The sequence below is a fragment of the Phytobacter sp. genome (assembly GCF_059074235.1).
This window is the reverse complement of the sequence record NZ_JCACPZ010000004.1, coordinates 1,239,780-1,257,657: the sequence shown is the minus strand read 5'-3', so window position 1 is coordinate 1,257,657 and position 17,878 is coordinate 1,239,780. Positions and strand designations below refer to the sequence as shown.

The 17,878-nt window shown below is 53.5% G+C and carries 14 protein-coding genes; 2 read left to right on the top strand and 12 right to left on the bottom strand.

All coding sequences use genetic code 11. The features are described 5' to 3' along the window. Positions 1-77 precede the first annotated feature (77 nt). Positions 78-1,349 carry a phosphopyruvate hydratase gene (gene eno, locus AC5JPW_RS09900; protein ID WP_494239933.1) on the bottom strand — a complete coding sequence of 424 codons (1,272 nt, stop codon included), beginning with the start codon at positions 1,347-1,349 and terminating at the stop codon, positions 78-80. Further along, positions 1,346-2,311 carry a phosphotransferase family protein gene (locus AC5JPW_RS09895; protein ID WP_494241189.1) on the bottom strand — a complete coding sequence of 322 codons (966 nt, stop codon included), beginning with the start codon at positions 2,309-2,311 and terminating at the stop codon, positions 1,346-1,348. The genes eno and AC5JPW_RS09895 overlap by 4 nt, the downstream gene beginning before the upstream one ends. Positions 2,312-3,100: 789 nt before the next feature. On the opposite strand from AC5JPW_RS09895, the gene AC5JPW_RS09890 reads away from it, so the two are divergent. After that, positions 3,101-3,421: a type II toxin-antitoxin system RelE/ParE family toxin gene (locus tag AC5JPW_RS09890; protein ID WP_494239932.1), complete on the top strand. Its 321-nt coding sequence runs from the start codon at positions 3,101-3,103 to the stop codon at positions 3,419-3,421. After that, a complete protein-coding gene (locus AC5JPW_RS09885; protein WP_494239930.1) occupies positions 3,414-3,698 on the top strand; it encodes a helix-turn-helix domain-containing protein in 285 nt (94 codons plus the stop codon). The genes AC5JPW_RS09890 and AC5JPW_RS09885 overlap by 8 nt, the downstream gene beginning before the upstream one ends. An 87-nt stretch (positions 3,699-3,785) precedes the next feature. Here AC5JPW_RS09885 and eutC read toward each other — a convergent pair whose 3' ends face one another. The 10 genes from eutC to olsF form a co-directional block, all read right to left on the bottom strand. Continuing rightward, positions 3,786-4,565, bottom strand: coding sequence for an ethanolamine ammonia-lyase subunit EutC (eutC, locus tag AC5JPW_RS09880; protein WP_494239929.1), 780 nt, complete (start codon positions 4,563-4,565; stop codon positions 3,786-3,788). Next, a complete protein-coding gene (locus tag AC5JPW_RS09875; protein WP_494239928.1) occupies positions 4,562-5,950 on the bottom strand; it encodes an ethanolamine ammonia-lyase subunit EutB in 1,389 nt (462 codons plus the stop codon). Before AC5JPW_RS09875 ends, eutC begins: the two co-directional genes overlap by 4 nt. Positions 5,951-5,959: 9 nt before the next feature. Then, positions 5,960-7,339, bottom strand: a complete 1,380-nt coding sequence (gene eat / locus AC5JPW_RS09870) for an ethanolamine permease (protein ID WP_494239927.1) — start codon at positions 7,337-7,339, stop codon at positions 5,960-5,962. Positions 7,340-8,137: 798 nt separating this feature from the next. After that, a complete protein-coding gene (fbpC, locus tag AC5JPW_RS09865; RefSeq protein ID WP_494239925.1) occupies positions 8,138-9,184 on the bottom strand; it encodes a ferric ABC transporter ATP-binding protein in 1,047 nt (348 codons plus the stop codon). A gap of 12 nt (positions 9,185-9,196) precedes the next feature. Next, entirely contained in the window at positions 9,197-11,275 is a 2,079-nt protein-coding gene (locus AC5JPW_RS09860) for an ABC transporter permease (protein ID WP_494239924.1), read from the bottom strand. Between the two features lie 69 nt (positions 11,276-11,344). Continuing rightward, positions 11,345-12,376, bottom strand: a complete 1,032-nt coding sequence (locus AC5JPW_RS09855) for an ABC transporter substrate-binding protein (protein ID WP_494239923.1) — start codon at positions 12,374-12,376, stop codon at positions 11,345-11,347. A gap of 13 nt (positions 12,377-12,389) precedes the next feature. Beyond that, complete coding sequence (uhpC, locus tag AC5JPW_RS09850) at positions 12,390-13,691, bottom strand: MFS transporter family glucose-6-phosphate receptor UhpC (RefSeq protein ID WP_494239922.1); 1,302 nt, start codon at positions 13,689-13,691, stop codon at positions 12,390-12,392. 86 nt (positions 13,692-13,777) lie between these two features. After that, entirely contained in the window at positions 13,778-15,319 is a 1,542-nt protein-coding gene (locus tag AC5JPW_RS09845; protein ID WP_494239920.1) for an MASE1 domain-containing sensor histidine kinase, read from the bottom strand. After that, positions 15,319-15,948 (bottom strand): response regulator, encoded by a 630-nt coding sequence (locus tag AC5JPW_RS09840; RefSeq protein ID WP_494239918.1) that lies wholly within the window; start codon positions 15,946-15,948, stop codon positions 15,319-15,321. Before AC5JPW_RS09840 ends, AC5JPW_RS09845 begins: the two co-directional genes overlap by 1 nt. A 133-nt stretch (positions 15,949-16,081) precedes the next feature. After that, on the bottom strand, positions 16,082-17,800 hold the full coding sequence (gene olsF / locus AC5JPW_RS09835; RefSeq protein WP_494239916.1) for a bifunctional ornithine lipid synthase OlsF: 1,719 nt from the start codon (positions 17,798-17,800) through the stop codon (positions 16,082-16,084). Positions 17,801-17,878: the final 78 nt, after the last annotated feature.

The window sequence follows — 17,878 nt, the reverse complement described above, 5'->3', positions numbered from 1 at the left end:
TTCCGCTAAGCGGATATACCTGGCATACTTCATGCCACTAGAAGTATTTAAGATATAAAACACAAATCTTTAAATAGTTATTTATGATCCAATGCGGTCACACCAAAATATTCCAGCGCGTTGGAATCTTCCAGACGAATGGCTTCATTCCATTTTGACGTGCGCTCGGAACGGGTCATAGAACCCACTTTCAATTGTCCCGCATTTAACCCTAATGCGAGATGCACAATAATATTGTCTTCGGTTTCACCAGAACGGGCAGAAACAATTGAGCCATATCCTGCTTTTTGCGCTTCGGCAAATGCATGACGTAATTGAGTAATAGTCCCGGCCTGGTTGGCTTTTAATAACACGGCATTACAGGCACCTAATTCCGCGGCCGCTTTTACGCGGTCGCCATTGGTAACGAAATAATCATCACCTACGATTTGCACTTTCGAGCCAGCGGCTTTGGTGAAGGCAATTAATCCTGCTTCATCATCTTCTGCTAACGGATCTTCAATCGAGAGAATCGGATAACGATCCAGCCAGCCGAGCAGTAAATCGCACATGCCGTCAGAATCATATTCTGACGATTCCAGCGCCAGGCGATAACGGCCCTCTTTACCGAATTCAGAAGAGGCAATATCCAGCGCAATGGAGACATCCTGGCCTGGAATATAACCCGCGCCTTCAATGGCTTTTACCAGCGTATCCAGCGCCTGTTCATTGCTGTTGAATTCCGGCCACCAGCCGCCTTCATCTGCCACACCGCTTAAATGTCCGCGTTGTTTCATGATGCGCCCGGCGCTGTGGTAGACCTCAGCGGTCATCACCAGCGCTTCTTCGAAGGATTTCGCCCCGTTGGCGATGACCATCAAATCCTGAATATCAATACGACGACCTGCGTGGGCACCCCCGCCGAAAATCTGGATTTGCGGCAGTGGCATTGCTACTTTTTTGTCGCCTGCCAGGTACTTCCACAGCGGCAGATGTGCGTTGTTTGCTGCGGCATAAATCGCCGCCATTGAGCAGGCGACAGAGGCGTTGCCGCCCAGACGAGAGAAGGTACCCGTGCCGTCCAGTTCAATCAGGATGCTGTCGATTAACTGCTGATCGTTAATGTCAGTGCCAATCAGTGCAGGGGCGATTTCATTTTTGATGTTGAGCAGCGCTTTCTGCACATCTTTACCTGACAGCGCTTTACCGCCGTCACGCAGTTCCACCGCTTCATGCATCCCGCAGGACGCACCAGCCGGAGCCATGCCGCGGCCAAAAATACCGTTGTCCAGATGGACTTCCACTTCGACCGTTGGCCAGCCACGGGAATCCCACACGCGACGACCCAACACACTTTTAATTCGACTCATAACCCGTTCTCCTTCCTCCAAAATGATGTAATGTCTTTCAATTTCGTAAATTGAAGCTCCAGTAATGCGCAGCTGGTACGGCGTACATTTCGCGCATGATCCTCTGTAAAATATTCAACGGGTGATTTTCCGTCGACGCGTGCCAGAACCAGGCACGGTAATAATGTGGCGACGCGGGTTTCAAAGGCATCGACGGATTCCCAGGTAATGCAATTGAAATAGCGTTGATATAATTTCTCGAACGAGAGCATTAATTGCTGCTGGGCTTCCCGGGTGCTGGCGACAAGCGTTTTTAATAAGAAATGGTTTAAGCAGAAAGCGAGATCAAATGCCGGGTCACCGTACCAGGCACATTCCGCATCCAGAATGACCGGCCCATTCGGGCCGCGTAAGATATTTTTCGGGCTGATATCACCGTGAACCAGTGCCAGCTTTGTTGACTGCGTTCTTTCTAATACTGACCGGATAAAGCCTGCATATTTTGGATGGACGCGAGAAACCTCTCCCAAATAAGGATCAAGGCGCAGCGAGAAGAAATTTTCGTCATAAGCGAACACTTTCGCCAGCTCGCTATTTTTGGCGGTCTGCTGATGAATGTGACCTAATACGTCACCCATTAATCCTGCAAATTCACTATCGATGTCACCGTTTAACAGCTGAGATTTCCAGTTGTCAAATTGCTCAACGGGTAAATAATCCATCACAAAACAGAGGGCGCTTCGGTCAATACCCTGAATACGCGGCACGGCATTCGGAGCAATTTGGGCGACGGTTTTCATCCAGTCAATTTCTGCGAAAACGCGCTCAAGCGGGGCATGCCACTCTTTAGCAACTTTGAGTTTTGGCAGCGCCTGTTTCAGGCAGTAATGTTTTTCACCGACGCTAACTTTTAAAATATTGGAGGAGACGCCGCCTGTTAGCGGTTTGACGAGCAAGATTTCATCGTCATGGATTAACCCCATTGTGTGCAATACATCACGTATAGCATCCTGATTGGCTGAAAGATCTTTAAAACACGTTTCCATGCATACACCTGTAATTAACTTGTTTTCTCAAACGGTTCAAACACGTCATAAATATGCGAAACAGTTTCCTAGCGGTAACGTAAATCGTGACATGTCTGCTACGGGGTATATCTCTCAATCTCAAAATGTTAGGCATGTTAATAACCATGAATAACATTTTACGAATCTGATTTTAACGTCTTTTCTGAATTGACTTAATTTATGCACACGTGTGCATTGGCGTCAATCAATGTGAGGGTGAAATATGTTGATGTGGCTCTCATTTAAAATCAATGTTATCTATGCCATTGATTTTAAATAAATTAATTAAGTGTGATCAGGATCTTGTTTCAGAAAATAAGCCATATTAAGGTGGGGTTTAGTATTTAATGATCAGAAAAAATAATGCGATTTCGAAGAGTCTTAATTTCGAGATTAGGTTGGTTGTTACAATCTTTTAACATGTTCCCTCACAATTTATTTAACATTGTGAGATTATTTTTAAACAGACCATGTTTATTTTTCTTTGAAGAAAATTAGTGATGTTAAAAATCAAAAATGAAAGGCGGAGAGCACAATTACGGTGGTAAGCATGAAGAATGGTTATGAATTTTTTTATGGAAATTGGATTTTTTTGCTACCTAACATCAATGGGCAGGATTAGGAATTTGACCTTGATTTTAATGGTCAAAAGTTGTGCTAAATTAGCTTTTAGGCTAATGTGGCGATAGGGAAGGGAAGAACAGGATGTTCACTGTTATTTTTCATAATGAAGCGGAAGAAGAGTTGTTATCTCTACCGGTTTCATTGCGCGCCAGAATGGTCCGACAGCTCCAGAAGCTGGAGGCATGTCCCCAGCAGCTACGGGAACCGGATACTAAATACCTTGGCGATGGGCTGTTTGAGATTCGTGCAAAGGCTGGTGATATCGCACGCGGGTTATGGGTTTACCAGTCAGGTAAAAAGATTTACGTAGTGAGAATATTCATAAAGAAAACGTCCAAAACATCGGCTCAGGACATTGCATTGGCTCGATCCAGAGTGGAGGAGATGAAGAAAAATGACTAAAGCATATAAAACACTTGCCCAGATTCACGCATCCGCCCTGCAAGACGAGAATTATCGTAATGCGTGGGATGAAGAAATCGAGCGCGAGCGCCTACAAAAGACACTTGCCGAATGGAGAAAAAGTGCCGGGATAACCTCTGCTCAGGTGGCAGAACGAATGGGTGTTAAACCCCCAACCGTATCGCGTATGGAAAAAAATGCGATAAAAATGAGTTATGAAACGCTGTTACGCTATGCAAGTGCGTGCGGTATCCACTTTACGTTGCAGCAGATATAAGCCAGAGCTTGCAGCGTGGTGGCGCGAATAAGGATAAACACAGAACCGCGTTCTTCCGTCAGACGGTAAAACGCGGCAGGGAAGGCGTTACCGAGGCAGGGCGATACGCGGTTTAACCCGATCGTGAAGTGCCGGATTATCACTCTCATCTTTCAGTTTGACGCCCGTCAGCCTGCGTAAAAATGCCTGCTCCAGCAGCCAGGCGAGTTTAAACGCAGCGGCCTCAAAATTTAGCCCCTCCGGACGGATGTTGGAGATGCAGTTACGCTCTGACTCCAGCCGCTTGCGCTCGGGCTTCCATGTCAGGTACACGCCTAAACTGTCCGGTGAGGACAAGCCCGGTCGCTCACCAATCAGAATCGCCACCGCCTTACTGTTGAGGGTTTCACCGATATCATCGCCGAGGGCCACCCGCGACTGGTGCGCCAGGATCACGGGACCCAGTGAAATTCCAAGCGTTTGCAGATAGGGCAACAGGGCGGTAATCAGGCCCAGAGACTGACGCTGCACCGCGTGAGATGACAAGCCGTCGCCAATCACCAGCAGCAGGTCGTGCGCCGGGGTGCGGCTGGTAGCGAGATCTGCACGGCTCTCATCGCTTAGCTTGCGCCCCAAATCGGGGCGGTTGAGGTAGATGTGTCGATCTGTCGCGGCACTGTGCGCCTCCAGTGTTTGCAGACCCAGCGCCTGGATCTGTCGGGCCAGGTTTTCGCTGTCAAACGGCTGATGGATAGCATCACGGGCCTGCGCATGGGCCAGACCAAAATTCAGCACTTCACGCGTTGGCAGGCTGGCACCGCTGCGCCCAAGCGCAATACGGGCATCGGTAAATTCGCGCAGTAACGTCCAGGCATCGGGTGGGTTCATGCATGTGCTCCTTGTGGCAGGGCGCTGAGCAGGGGATGGTTGGCCCCTGTCAGGCGTAGCTGTCCATGTACATCAATAATTTGCATGCGGGTTAACCATTCGGCAAATTCCGGAGCGTGTTTTAGCCCCAGCAGGCGGCGGGCGTAGAGTGCGTCATGGAAAGAAGTGCTCTGGTAGTTGAGCATGATATCGTCTGCACCCGGTACGCCGATCAGGAAGGTCAGTCCGGCGTTACACAGTAGCGTGAGCAATGTGTCCATATCATCCTGATCAGCTTCCGCATGATTGGTGTAACAGACATCGCAGCCAATCGGCAGTCCCATCAGCTTGCCGCAGAAGTGATCCTCCAGCCCGGCGCGGATAATCTGCTTACCGTCGTAGAGATATTCCGGCCCGATAAAACCGACTACCGTGTTGACCAGTAGCGGGTTAAAGTGGCGTGCCACGGCGTAAGCGCGCGCTTCGCAGGTTTGCTGGTCCACGTCGTAATGAGCATTGGCCGACAGGCAACTGCCCTGGCCGGTTTCGAAATACATTACGTTGTTGCCAAGTGTGCCGCGTTTCAAGCTCAGCGCGGCTTCATGCGCCTCTTTGAGCATCTCGAGGTTGATACCAAAACCGCTGTTTGCTGCCTCGGTGCCTGCTACGGACTGAAAAACCAGATCCACGGGAGAGCCACGCTCAATCAATTGCAGCGTGTTGGTGACATGGGTCAACACGCAGGACTGAGTGGGAATGCTGAAGCGGTTGATGATGTCGTCCATCATATGATTGAGCCTGTCCAGTACCGGCAGGCTGTCGCTGGCGGGGTTAATGCCCACTACTGCGTCTCCCGCACCATAGAGCAGGCCATCGAGCATGCTGGCGGCGATGCCTTTTAAATCATCGGTCGGATGGTTCGGTTGCAGGCGCACGCTGAGGTGACCGGGCAGGCCGATAGTGTTACGAAAACGGGTGATTACACTGCATTTACTGGCTGCCAGGATCAGGTCCTGGTTACGCATCAGTTTACTGACCGCCGCCGCCATTTCCGGGGTAATTGCCGGGGCCACTGCACTCAGAACGCTACTGTCAGTGGTATCTGCCAGTAGCCAGTCACGAAAATCCCCCACCGTCAGGTGGCTGATTGCGCGAAAGGCTTCGGCATCATGTGTGTCGATGATCAGCCGGGTGACCTCATCGCTTTCATAGGGAATAAGCGGGGTATCGAGGATCTCACGCAAAGGAAGATCGGCGAGGGCCATTTTGGCGGCCATCCGCTCTTCTGCCGACTGCGCCGCCACACCGGCCAGCACATCCCCGGAACGCGCCGGGGAGGCTTTTGCCATCAGTTCTTTTAAGCTGGCGAACCGGTAGACCCGGTGCGCCAGAGTGGTCTTGTACATTCTGTCTCCTCAGGAGAGAGCACGCAGCTGTGGGTCCAACGCAGCACGTTCACGTGCCGATGCTGTTTTGCGGAACCACATGTAACCGCCCAACATCATCAGCGCGAAAATAAGCGCCAGCAGCGTGTTGTACCAAACCATTGCGACCAGGCAGAGTACTGCCATGCCAAGAGCGAATGCCGGTGCAATCGGGAACAGCGGTGCTTTGAACGGGCGCTCAAGGTTCGGTTCACTACGACGCAGTTTGAACAATGCAGCCATTGAGGTGATATACATAACAATAGCGCCGAATACCGACATCGTCACAATGCATGCGGTGAGCGGCATGCCGCTGATGGTGATAAGTGAATCGGAGAAGATAGCGGCAATACCGACCACTCCCCCCGCCAGAATAGCCAGGTGTGGAGTACGGGTTTTGCGGTTCAGGTTCGCCAGGCTGGCGGGCAGGTAGCCTGCACGTGCCAGGGAGTAGATCTGGCGTGAGTAGCCCATGATGATGCCGTGGAAAGATGCCACCAGGCCAAACAGCCCCAGCCAGACCAGCATGTGCAGCCAGCCGCTGCTGCTGCCTACTACCACCTTCATCGCCTGCGGCAGAGGATCGTTGATGTTCGACAGTGTGCGCCAGTCGCCGACACCACCGGCAAATACCATCACGCCGACTGCCAGTACGGTGAGGGTCAGAATCCCGCCGCCCAGCGCACGAGGAATGGTGCGCTGAGGATCTTTGGCTTCTTCTGCCGCCATAGACGCACCTTCAATGGCAAGGAAGAACCAGATGGCAAACGGAATGGCGGCAAACATACCCGGCAGGGCCAGTCCGCTAAAGCTCTCTGCACCCGCCCAACCGTTGGCGGTGAAGTTATCCCAGGAGAAACCGGGTGCAACAATGCCCATAAAGACCAGCAGTTCGAATATCGCGAGCAGTGTGACAATTAATTCAAAAGTCGCAGCAATACCGACACCCAAAATATTCAACGTCATAAATATAACGTATGCACCGCAGGCCACCCATTTAGGATCGAGCGAGGGGAATTGGACGTTAAGATAAGCGCCAATAGCCATTGCAATGGCTGGAGGAGCAAACACAAATTCAATTAAGGTAGCGAAACCGGCAATAAACCCACCGGTTGGACCAAACGCCCGATAAGCGTAAGCGAAAGGGCCGCCCGCATGCGGGATCGCCGTCGTCAATTCGGTAAAGCTAAAAATAAAAGCGCAGTACATGGCGGCAATCGCCAGGGCGACAATCAAAAAGCCCATTGTACCGGCCTGAGACCAGCCGTAACTCCAGCCGAAATATTCCCCTGAAATTACCAGCCCAACGGCAATGCCCCATAAACGAAAGCTGCCAAGTGTTCTTTTTAGTGTGGTTGATTCTGTGGTCATCTTCTACTGCCTCGCCATTAAACAGAGTGGTGGCGTAACTGCAAAGGTGATGCCAGATTGTATAAATCCTCTTTTTTCATTGGGTTATTGAGTGCGAGTGAATGACTTTATGCAAAATGGGTTCAGGATGCACCGCGGATAACCAGCACCTGGTGCAGTGTGCCCCGCCATGGTGAAAAAGGGTGAAACTATTAGCTATGCCAATGAAATTCATGCGCTTTATAAGAATGTTGAGATAAACAAAAATAATGACCAGAGCGAAATTTTGTCCCGCCAGGTAGCATAATATGCATCCTCAACGAGGATGATTAAAATATTGTAGTAAATGAGAGGTGGGTAAATCCGATTATTCTTACACCTGTTTTTATTATTGGATGCTTTAATTTTATTTATATCTTTAATGTTTTCTGATTTCTTGGTTTACATATTGATTACAAAATTGTTTTTATTTTTATAACTCTGGGTCGTGCATGTGTGAATCACACGCTATTAAGATAACTGCCTGATGTTGAATTTAATTACTGGGAATGAGTTGACCGGAATGATTTCGCACTTTAGTTTGAGTGTGAATTTTTCAGGCAAATCCAGGATTATATTTAACTAAGGAGGGGAATATGGCCTGGCGTCCAATTCTGTATGTCATCTTTACCACCAATCCACGGTTAACCCATCGGCGGGCAAGGCTTCGCCTTGTAGCCAGTCAGGGGTGAGCTATATCGCTTTCTGAGCACTTAAAACTGAGTTCTGACGGTCCCCTCTCCCCAAAGAGGAGAGGGGACCGTCCGTGCGGGGATTACCCTACGCACTCTCCGCCAGTTCGAACATTCCGTACGGGTGAATTTGCAGGTAGTAACTGTCTCCCACGTCGGGCTGCAGACGGGTAGCATTCACCTGCAGGAGAATGCGCTGCCCGTGCCACTCCACGATCACTTCATACTGCGGACCCATATAGGCCACGTGCTGAATCACGCAGCGCTGGCTCTCCTCGCCATGTTCACCCAGCGTAATCGCCTCCGGGCGCACGCCCACCGTGCCAGCCCCTTTAGCGGCAAAGTGCGCGGGAACCGGCAAACGGTAGCCGTAAATATCCACACTGTCCTGCTGGAAGGTGGCGGGGAACAGGTTGGCATCGCCCATAAAACTTGCCATAAAGCGTGATGCAGGCTGGCGATAGAGATCCTGCGGCGAGCCCATCTGCATAATATTGCCTTTGTTCATCACCAGTACGGTGTCGGATACTGCGAAGGCCTCACTCTGGTCGTGCGTCACGTACAGAGAGGTAATATTGAACTGCTTTTGCAGCTCGCGAATTTTATCGCGCATGCTGCGGCGCAGGTTGGCATCGAGGTTACTCAGCGGCTCATCAAAGAGCAGGACTTTGGGTTTCAGGATCAAGGCGCGGGCCAGCGCCACACGCTGCTGTTGCCCGCCAGAAATCTGATCCACAAAGCGGTCTTCGAAGCCGTCCAGATCGACCATCGCCAGCGCTTCTTTGACGCGAGTTTTAATCTCTGCACGCGGTACACCCAGCATTTTCAACCCGTAACCGACGTTCTCGCCCAGCGACATATGCGGGAAGAGGGCGTAGGACTGAAACACCATGCAGATGTCACGCTGCTGAATAGAACGGTGCGTGACATCTTCGCCATCGATAAAAATCTGCCCACCCGTAGGTTTTTCCAGCCCAGCCACCAGACGCAGTACGGTGGTTTTACCGCAACCCGATGGTCCCAGCAAACTGACCATCTCGCCTTGTGGAATGGCGAGGTTGATGCTCTCAATCACCGTGTTATTGCCGAACTGCTTGTTCACGTTACGCAATTCAACGAAATGTTTTTGTGTCATGGTCATGCTCCGTTACGCCTGGTTTTTGGCTTTAGAACGGGAGATACGTGCCTCACCGATCAGCCAGTCAAAAATGAAGATGATGGCGAGCATCACCACAATAAGAATTGAGCCGTAGGCAATCGCTACGCCGTATTCGCCGTCTTCCACACGGTTGAGGATGTAGGCCGTTGCCACGCGGGTGTCCGGGGTGACCAGGAAGACGATGGCGCTGACGGTGGTGATGGCGCGAACAAAGCTGTAAATCAGTGCCGACAAAATAGCCGGACGCAGCAGCGGTAACAGGATCTGCGTGATGGTGCGCAGTGACCCGGCGCGCAAGCTGAGCGAGGCTTCATCGAGCGATTTGTCTATCTGGCCGAGGCCCGCGATACCGGCACGAATACCGACCGGTACGTTACGCATGACCATCGACATGATGACAATTGCTGCTGTACCGGTGATGTAAACCGGGGCGCTGTTAAAGGCGAGAATGTAAGAGACGCCTGCCACGGTGCCCGGTACGGCAAAGCACAGCATGGTGGTGAACTCGATGGTCTTTTTGCCTTTGAACTGCTGGCGCACCACAATCCAGGCAATCAGCAGACCAAACGCAGCGGTGATCGGCGCGGCAATACCGGCATAAAGCAGCGTGTCGAGCAGTGAAGGCCATGCCCCGTCGCTCATCCCCTGGCCGAACAGTTTGATGAAGTTATCTAACGTCAGGGTGTAATCCACGCCCCAGTTGACGGTGAAGCTGCCGTAGAAAATGCTGCCGTATAGCAGGGCATTGAAGGCGACCCAAATCGACAGCAGCGCAATCACGGCCCACACCAGCGTGACCGGCAATGGTTGCACATCGCCGCGGTACGATTTCCCGGAAACGGTCACGTAGGAGCGCTTGCCAATCCACATGTACTGCACGCAGAAGACCAGCAGCGAGAAGAGCAGCAGGAAGGCACCCAGCGTACTCGCTGCCTGATAATCAAGCTGAGAACCGGTGATGTAGAAGTAAATCTGCGTTGCCAGTACGTCAAAGTTGCCGCCCAGCACCAGCGGGTTACTGAAGTCAGCCAGCGACTGCACGACCACGATCAGGAAGGCGTTAGCCAGCGCGGGCTTCAGCAGCGGTACAAAGACACCGTTAAAGGTCTGCCAGCGGCTGGCACGCAGCGTGTAAGAGGCTTCTTCCAGGGAAGGATGAATGGTTTTGATGGCCCCGTCGATGATCATAAAAGCCATCGGAGTAAAGGCCAGTACCTGTGCCAGCCAGATGCCGGTGAACCCGTACAGCCAGTTGGTGTTGGTCAGCCCGAACCAGTCGACCATCAACTCGGTCACGTAGCCAGAGCGTCCCATCATCAGGGTGACGCCTAAGCCGACCACAAACGGCGGGGTGACGATGGGCAGAATGGAAAATACGCGGCCAATAATGGCGCTGCGTTTGGCAATGCGCGTGGTGTAAATCGCCAGCACTAGGCCGAAGAAGGTACAGCCGACGCCAACCGCCATGGCCAGCCAGATGGAGTTGAGGATCACCTGAATGATGTGTGCCTGCGAGAGCACGCTCATAAACGCCAGCGGGGCAAACTCGCCGCTGTCGGTGGTGAACATCGGAATAAAGATGGCGATGCTTGGCCAGACAATAAAGACGCTGATGCCCGCCACAATGGTTATCAGTGAACCAATGACAAAACGGTCACCGCCGAGCCACTCCAGACGGGTCAGTGCCAGCGTCATAATCGCGCCTAACGCGACAAAGAGGACGATGCTGGCGTAGCCCAGGCCGCGGCCTTCAACCGTGGCGCTGATGGCGACAAAGGCGATACACAGCAGTGCCCAGGCGGCATCAAAGTAGTGGCGGCCACGCTGTTCACGCTTCGCCTCACTGAGCGGGCGAAATGCCAGTACGCTGGGGAGCAGATACCAAAGCCAACTGACGTTGACGTGTGACCAGCCGTAGGCCGCGAAGATTTCATCGGACGTTGAGTCGGTCAGGCCGTAATCCAGGCTCCAGCTCGGCAGCAGCGCAAACGCCAGCCAGCCGAGTAAAACCCAAAGGAAGACCGCATCCCGTTTTTTGGCGGGATGGAGAGTGAGTGTGTGTGACATAAGCGTTCCGGTGTTGTAGGCCGGGTAGGGCGTGAATACCCCCACCCGGCAAAGGCTGCAGGTGTGGGTTTATTTGCCCATCTTCACATCGCTAACCCATTTGTTAATCAGTGCTTTACGGACGTCTGTTGAGCCGTATTTGTCCATGTCGTAGCTGATCAGTTTCAGGTCATCAAGCTTCAGCGAGTTCGGTGACGTTTCTGCCGTGGTGTTGGTCAAAATTTGGTAGGACTTGCCTTTTTTCCACGCCAGCTCTTGAGCTTCTTTGGAGAGCGCCCAGTCCACGAACAGTTTGGCGTTATCGATGTTGCGCGCCCCTTTCAGGATGCTGATGCCGCCGATTTCATAACCCGTGCCTTCGCAAGGGGAGATCAGCTCCAGCGGTGCGCCTTGCTCTTTTTCCAGAGAGTAGTCATGCAGGAAGCCGATTCCAATGGCCGTTTCGCCACGGGCGGCGTTACGCGCCGGGGCAATACCGGATTTGGTGTACTGCGAGACGTTGGTGTTGAGTTGTTTCAGGTAATCAAAGGCCTGATCTTCACCCCACAGCTGGACGAAGGTCGCCAGTGCGGTGTATGCGGTGCCGGAGCTTTGCGGATCGGCAATCTGGATCTCGCCTTTGTATTCCGGTTTGGTCAGATCTTTCCAGCATTGTGGCACCGGCAGGTTTTTCTCTTTCAGGCGCTGGGTGTTGACACCAAAGCCCAGAATGCCCACGTAGACTGCGGAGGAGAGGTTGCCTTTTACTTTTGCCGGGTCGCGGAATTTCTCCATCACCTGCTCAAGATTGGGGGATTTGTATGCCTGCAACAGCCCCATTTCCCCGGCCTGAGACTGCGGATCCAGAGTGCCGCCGTACCAGACGTCAGCCTGCGGGTTTTTCTTCTCAGCGTCGATTTTCGCCAGGGTGCTGCCAGAGCCGTTACGAATAAACGACGTTTTGACGTTGTACTTTTCGCCGAAAGCCTGAGTTTCTGTTTCACACATTTCGTTGGTGGCACTGCAATAGACCACCAGACGACCTTCTGCTTTGGCCACACCGCTGAATGCTGCGAGGGCGAGGCCGGTTGCTACCAGGGTAGAGAGTAGGGTCACTTTCATTATTTTATCCTTCTTACGAGGTACCAGAACTGCGTGATGTTGCAATGCCCGCCATTAACAGCGGCATCAGTAATAAACCCATCAGTACGGCAGCGACGGAGAGCAAGCTGAACATCCCCGGCCAGCCGTAGCGTTCAATAATTTGTGACAGTGGCCAGCCCGCCAGCGCAGCGCCAAGGTAGGCGAAGACGCCGAGAAAACCGGTTATCGAGCCTGCTGCGGCTTTGTGCCCACATTCGACGGCGGCAAGGCCAATCAACATCTGCGGACCAAAGACAAAAAATCCCACCGTGAAAAAGCACATTGCCAGTAGCGCGTAGTGATGAACCGGCGCGAGCCAGAGTGCGGCTACCGAGACCATTAGCCCTAGCGTAAAGAGCAAAATCATCGGTGCGCGCTGTCCGCTGAACAGCAGGTCTGAGCCCCATCCGGCAAAGAGCGCGCCCAGCAGGCCGCCAATCTCAAACAGCATTACTGTCGCGTTGGCGCTCAGTAAGTTGACGCCGTGGCTTTCCGACAGCCAGAGATTGCCCCAGTCGTTCAGCGCAATGCGGATCAAATAGACCAGCACGTAGGAGAAGCCCAGCAGCCAAATCATGGGGTTGCGCAGCACCGTCTCACGCAGCATCTGCCATAAGCCCATCGGCGGGCTTTGCTGCTCCTGGCGCAGCTCCAGTGGGTCGTGCCGCCATTCACCCACGCTCGGTAAGCCTTCTTCCTGCGGTGTCCCCCGCAGTTGCATCGTCAACCACACACCCAATGCCATGCTGATGATCCCTGGCGTCAGCATCGCGGCCTGCCAGCCCCACCAGTGGGCGGCGAAGGCGCAAATCAGCGGAATAATCGCCCCGCCGATGTTGATAGACATGTTCCAGCAGCCCCACCAGAAACCGCGCTCGTTGCGCGAGTACCAGTGGGTCAGTAGTCGTGCACAGGGCGGCCAGCCCCAGCCCTGGAAAAAGCCGTTTAACGTCCAGACCACCAGCAGTAGCGGCAGTGAATCACCAAACGCAAACACCACGTTCAGAAGCCCGGTGGCAAAAAGGCCGCAGCCCATAAACGCGCGCTGCCCGTGACTGTCATGCCAGAGTCCGGCGGCGAATTTCGACAAGCCGTAGCTGAGATAAAACAGCGATCCCAGCAGGCCAATATCGCCCTTATCGAGACCCAAATCGCTTTGCAGCGCCGGGAGCACGTAGTTCACGCTTTTGCGCGTCAAATAAAACGCGGCGTAACCCACCACCATAGAGAGCAACAGACGTGAACGTAACGTCCTGTAACGGTGGTCAATGTCAGTTGGCGAGATGGCGTGCATAGCGGTCTCCAGTTGCGCTGACTATAGGTAAGCGCAGACGAAAGCGGATGAGAGAAACTCCCCAGGTGACTAAGACTTTTTCCTGGTCAGTGCGGTGTTTGTTGCAAAAATGTGGGCAAGTTAACAGTTACGCATGTTCCCTGGCGGGATTCGAGGGTCAGTTCACCGCCGAGGGCATGGACACGTTCGCGCATGCCCTGAATGCCAAAACCGGGCATTTTCTCGGCGGCGATGCCAATCCCGTTGTCATGAACGACCAGGCATAAGCGGTCGCCTTGCTCACTGAGGGTGATGCGCACTTCGCTGGCGTTGGCGTGTTTGCAGACGTTGTTAAGCAGTTCCTGCAATAACCGATAGAGCGTAAACACCAGGGTTTCGCTGGTGGGTGGGGTGCTGAGTCGGTATTCGAAATGGCAGAAAATACCTCGCTCGGTGAAGGCAAATTCGTTTACCAGATGATGTAAGGCTTCCTGTAGTGAGAGCTCATCAAGCACTGGTGGGCGTAGCTGGCGAAGCAATTGCCGCGTGGAGTGGTGAATACGCCGGGCCAGGGCATTGATTTGCTCAGCTGCTTCCAGCGCCTGAGGGGTATCGCCAGCCCGTTTAACCAACTGCGACTGGATCTGAATGGCGGTAATGTTCTGGCCGATTTCATCGTGTAGCTCGCGGGCAAGGCTTTTGCGCGTGTCCTCTTCCGTGTGAATCAGCTTTTCCGTCAGGGCCTGACGTGCCCGGAGTTCTCCTTCCAGCCGACGGCGATAGTGGTCCAGATTGAGGGCCAGATGCTGCTGGCGGCTGATGGCGATGCCCAGCCCGATGCCCAGCAGTGCCTGCGTGGCGAGGAAAATCTCCAGCTCCAGCAGGTCGGTAAAACCGACGCCGACCTGGCGGGCAATCGTAATCAGCATGCTGCCGAGCAGGCCCGACATCACGCCGCCCTGCCAGCCAAACTTCCATGCCATCACCACGTTGGGCAGGAACACCACGATCAGCAGCAGGCGTTCAATCTGCGGTGACAACACCATTTGCGTGCCGATACCGATGATAAAAAAGAGGCTGCACCAGATGATCAGTGAAGTGCGCAGCGGCGGGGCAATGGTATCGAGCCCCAGCAGATGGTGGCGATGCTGCTGACGCAGAAATTCGAAAATCAGATAGGTAAAGGGGGTGAGCAGCACGCCGCCGGTAAAGGATGCCAACCCGGCGAGCAGCACCGGACTATGTAAAAACGGGGCCAGCAGCAGAGTGTGAAGCAACGCGCTCGCGGTAATTGCGGCTAACAGTAGCGTCAGACGCTGCCAGTATAAGGGGAAACGGTGCCAGTAATGTTGGGCCAGCAGTGCCGGTAACAGGCTGATCAAGGGGGCGGCCAGCATGCTGTAGCCAGTCACCAGTTGCTCGCTGTAGAGCCAGAGAATTATCGCCAGCTGCGGCAACAGCAGCGCGGGCCAGAATCGCCTGGAAAGCAGAATCAGCAAGGCCAGGTAGACGCCGTGGGGCAGGAATAACACCGCCTGTTGACCGTTGTGGGTCAGATAAAAGCTCAGTGTCCAGAGCATCAGCCAGCCCGGCCCCCAGGCCAGAATAATAAACAGCGATATGATGCCGTGGCGCAGCGATCGCGACATCAGTGGTTCGCCAGCAAATTGTGGTTTAGGGCGAAATGCACCAAATCAATGGTGGTTGCACAGTTGAGTTTACCCAGGACGTTGGCCCGGTGGACATGGACGGTTTTGTGGCTGAGTTCCAGTTTGAAGGCGATCTCTTTCACGCTGTCGCCTTTCACCAGCAAATCAAAGATTTCACGTTCACGCGGTGTGAGGGTGGCGAGGACTTTGACCGGTTGTACGTCACCACGCAGCGCTTTAAGGGCATCAGCGCACAGATAGTGACCACCCAGGCCAACGGAGCGAACCGCGCGCACCAACTCTTCCGGGCCACAACGTTTTGTCAGATAACCGCTGGCACCCGCGTCGAGGGCGCTTTGCACGAAAGCCGGGGTGTCATAGATGCTGAGAATAATGGCACGGAATTCAGGGCGCTGTTGGCGCAGGCGCTTAAGCAGGCTTAAGCCGTTTTCGTCCGGCATGGCGACATCCAGCACAGCAACGTCGACGTCATCTTTGAGCAGTGCAGGCCAGGCTTCGGCAGCGGTACTGTACTGCCCGCTGACGCTGAGATCCTCTTCCAGCCCCAGTAACTGAGCGAACCCGGAACGCACCACCACATGATCATCCACCAGAACCACACGTACCATAACGCACTCTCGCAAGCGAAAAGCTTTATGATGCCGTCTGGTTTCGGGCTGGCAACGTTCCGGTCAGCGATATGCAATCAATGTAACAAAATTGCAATATTTACTGCCCGGAACGATGTGACCAGAGCCGCTCTCAGGCCGCCGTCGTATTGTCCAGATGCACACCGATATAACGTTCGTAGCGATTGGCTTTCAGGCGGGTCAAATCGACCAGCACCAGGCCATCTACGCAGTTGTTAAAATCCGGGTCACAACCAAAATCGATAAACTGCACACCGCCAGGTTCACACAACTCTGAATATTGCTTATAGAGTGGCGGGATTGCGCAGCCAAGGTTGCCCAACATCGATTTCAGTCGCGTTAAATCTTCGGTGTAATCGTCGCCGGTAAATTGTGCCAGCACATCCGGTAACGTGGCAGGCCAGGGGCGACGGGACTCAGCCAGCGGCCAGCTTGCCGGGAACCACAGGCGATAGAAGGCCACCAATAAATCGCGAGCCGCAGGTGGGAAACCACCGGAAATCGACACCGGGCCAAACAGGTAACGGTATTCTGGATAGCGAGCCAGGTAGGCACCGATGCCGGACCATAAATAATCGAGGCCGCGACGTCCCCAGTAGCGCGGCTGGATAAAGCTGCGCCCCAGTTCGATGCCGTGCTCCAGCACTTCTGACATGCGTTGGTCGTAATGGAACAGGCTGTGACTGTAGAGCCCGTCCGGACCGCGTTTTTCAACCTGACGAGCGGTGGGCATAAAGCGGTATGCGCCAACGATCTCCAGATCGGTTTCATCCCAAAGGATCAGATGGAGATAGTCGTCATCGTATTTGTCGGTGTCACGTCGTTTGCCGCTGCCTTCTCCGACAGCACGGAAGGCGATTTCGCGCAGGCGGCCCAGTTCACGCAGCAGCGGTACATCCTCTTCACCTTTACGCTCCCAGAGATAAATCATTTTGCCATCAGCGGTGCGCCCAAGGCACTCAGCCTTGTTTAGCTCGCGACGCAATGTTGCCCGGTCTTCCGGACGTGCAATAGCACACTCGGTTTTGAAGACGCCAGGCACTTTTTTGCCCAACCGACGAACATGCTTGCGACATTTATCTGCCACATCACGGGCGGAGAGAGAAGGCGATTGCCAGCTGTCCCAGGGAATACGTTGGCCGATAGTAATAGGAAGCTGCGTGCCCTGGCGGCGAAACATCTGCTGCATTAACAGCAGCATGGGCAGCGTGTCGGAAAGCAATGCTGCACCATAGAACAGTGGGCTGTTGCGGGCGTTGATCCACATTGGCAGCAACGGTGTGCGGAATTTTTTCGCCAGCTTCACAAAGCCCGGGTGCCATTTGCCGTCGCGGATCCCTTTGCGCGTGAGACGTGACACTTCGCCTGCCGGGAAGAAAATTAACACGCCACCGCTTTGCAGTTGACTTTCCATCTGTTGCAGCGAGGCTTTGCGTGTACGTCCACCCATATTATCCACGGGAATGAACAATGAACTGAGCGGCTCAAGGTGGCTGAGCATCCGGTTTGTCACCACTTTTACATCGCGGCGTACGCGAGAAACGGCGTACAGCAATGCCAGTCCGTCCAGGGTACCTGTCGGGTGGTTGGAGACAATGACCAGTGGGCCTTGTTCGGGGATTTGTTCGATGTCATAGGCGGGGATGGTGCAGCGGATCTGCAAATGCTCCAGAACCTGCTCAACCATGTCCAGACCTTTCAGATGCGGGTGGTTGGCGGCAAACTGCTGAAACTCTTTCTCATATAGCAGGCGTCTGAGCAGATTTTTTTGCCAGGGTGCGGGTTTGGCCTGTGGCCAGAGGTCATCAAGAACACTATCGAGACTAAACATGGTGGCTCCTCCTGCCGTCTTGCGATGACAGTAGAAGCTCCAGATGACACTTACATTTCACCTTTGTGAATAAATGAC

Excerpts from the sequence above, each read along its gene's own strand:
- eno (WP_494239933.1), bottom strand. The coding sequence starts at position 1,349 with ATGAGTCGAATTAAAAGTGTGTTGGGTCGTCGCGTGTGGGATTCCCGT.
- AC5JPW_RS09895 (WP_494241189.1), bottom strand. The coding sequence starts at position 2,311 with ATGGGGTTAATCCATGACGATGAAATCTTGCTCGTCAAACCGCTAACA.
- AC5JPW_RS09890 (WP_494239932.1), top strand. The coding sequence starts at position 3,101 with ATGTTCACTGTTATTTTTCATAATGAAGCGGAAGAAGAGTTGTTATCT.
- AC5JPW_RS09885 (WP_494239930.1), top strand. The coding sequence starts at position 3,414 with ATGACTAAAGCATATAAAACACTTGCCCAGATTCACGCATCCGCCCTG.
- eutC (WP_494239929.1), bottom strand. The coding sequence starts at position 4,565 with ATGAACCCACCCGATGCCTGGACGTTACTGCGCGAATTTACCGATGCC.
- AC5JPW_RS09875 (WP_494239928.1), bottom strand. The coding sequence starts at position 5,950 with ATGTACAAGACCACTCTGGCGCACCGGGTCTACCGGTTCGCCAGCTTA.
- eat (WP_494239927.1), bottom strand. The coding sequence starts at position 7,339 with ATGACCACAGAATCAACCACACTAAAAAGAACACTTGGCAGCTTTCGT.
- fbpC (WP_494239925.1), bottom strand. The coding sequence starts at position 9,184 with ATGACACAAAAACATTTCGTTGAATTGCGTAACGTGAACAAGCAGTTC.
- AC5JPW_RS09860 (WP_494239924.1), bottom strand. The coding sequence starts at position 11,275 with ATGTCACACACACTCACTCTCCATCCCGCCAAAAAACGGGATGCGGTC.
- AC5JPW_RS09855 (WP_494239923.1), bottom strand. The coding sequence starts at position 12,376 with ATGAAAGTGACCCTACTCTCTACCCTGGTAGCAACCGGCCTCGCCCTC.
- uhpC (WP_494239922.1), bottom strand. The coding sequence starts at position 13,691 with ATGCACGCCATCTCGCCAACTGACATTGACCACCGTTACAGGACGTTA.
- AC5JPW_RS09845 (WP_494239920.1), bottom strand. The coding sequence starts at position 15,319 with ATGTCGCGATCGCTGCGCCACGGCATCATATCGCTGTTTATTATTCTG.
- AC5JPW_RS09840 (WP_494239918.1), bottom strand. The coding sequence starts at position 15,948 with ATGGTACGTGTGGTTCTGGTGGATGATCATGTGGTGGTGCGTTCCGGG.
- olsF (WP_494239916.1), bottom strand. The coding sequence starts at position 17,800 with ATGTTTAGTCTCGATAGTGTTCTTGATGACCTCTGGCCACAGGCCAAA.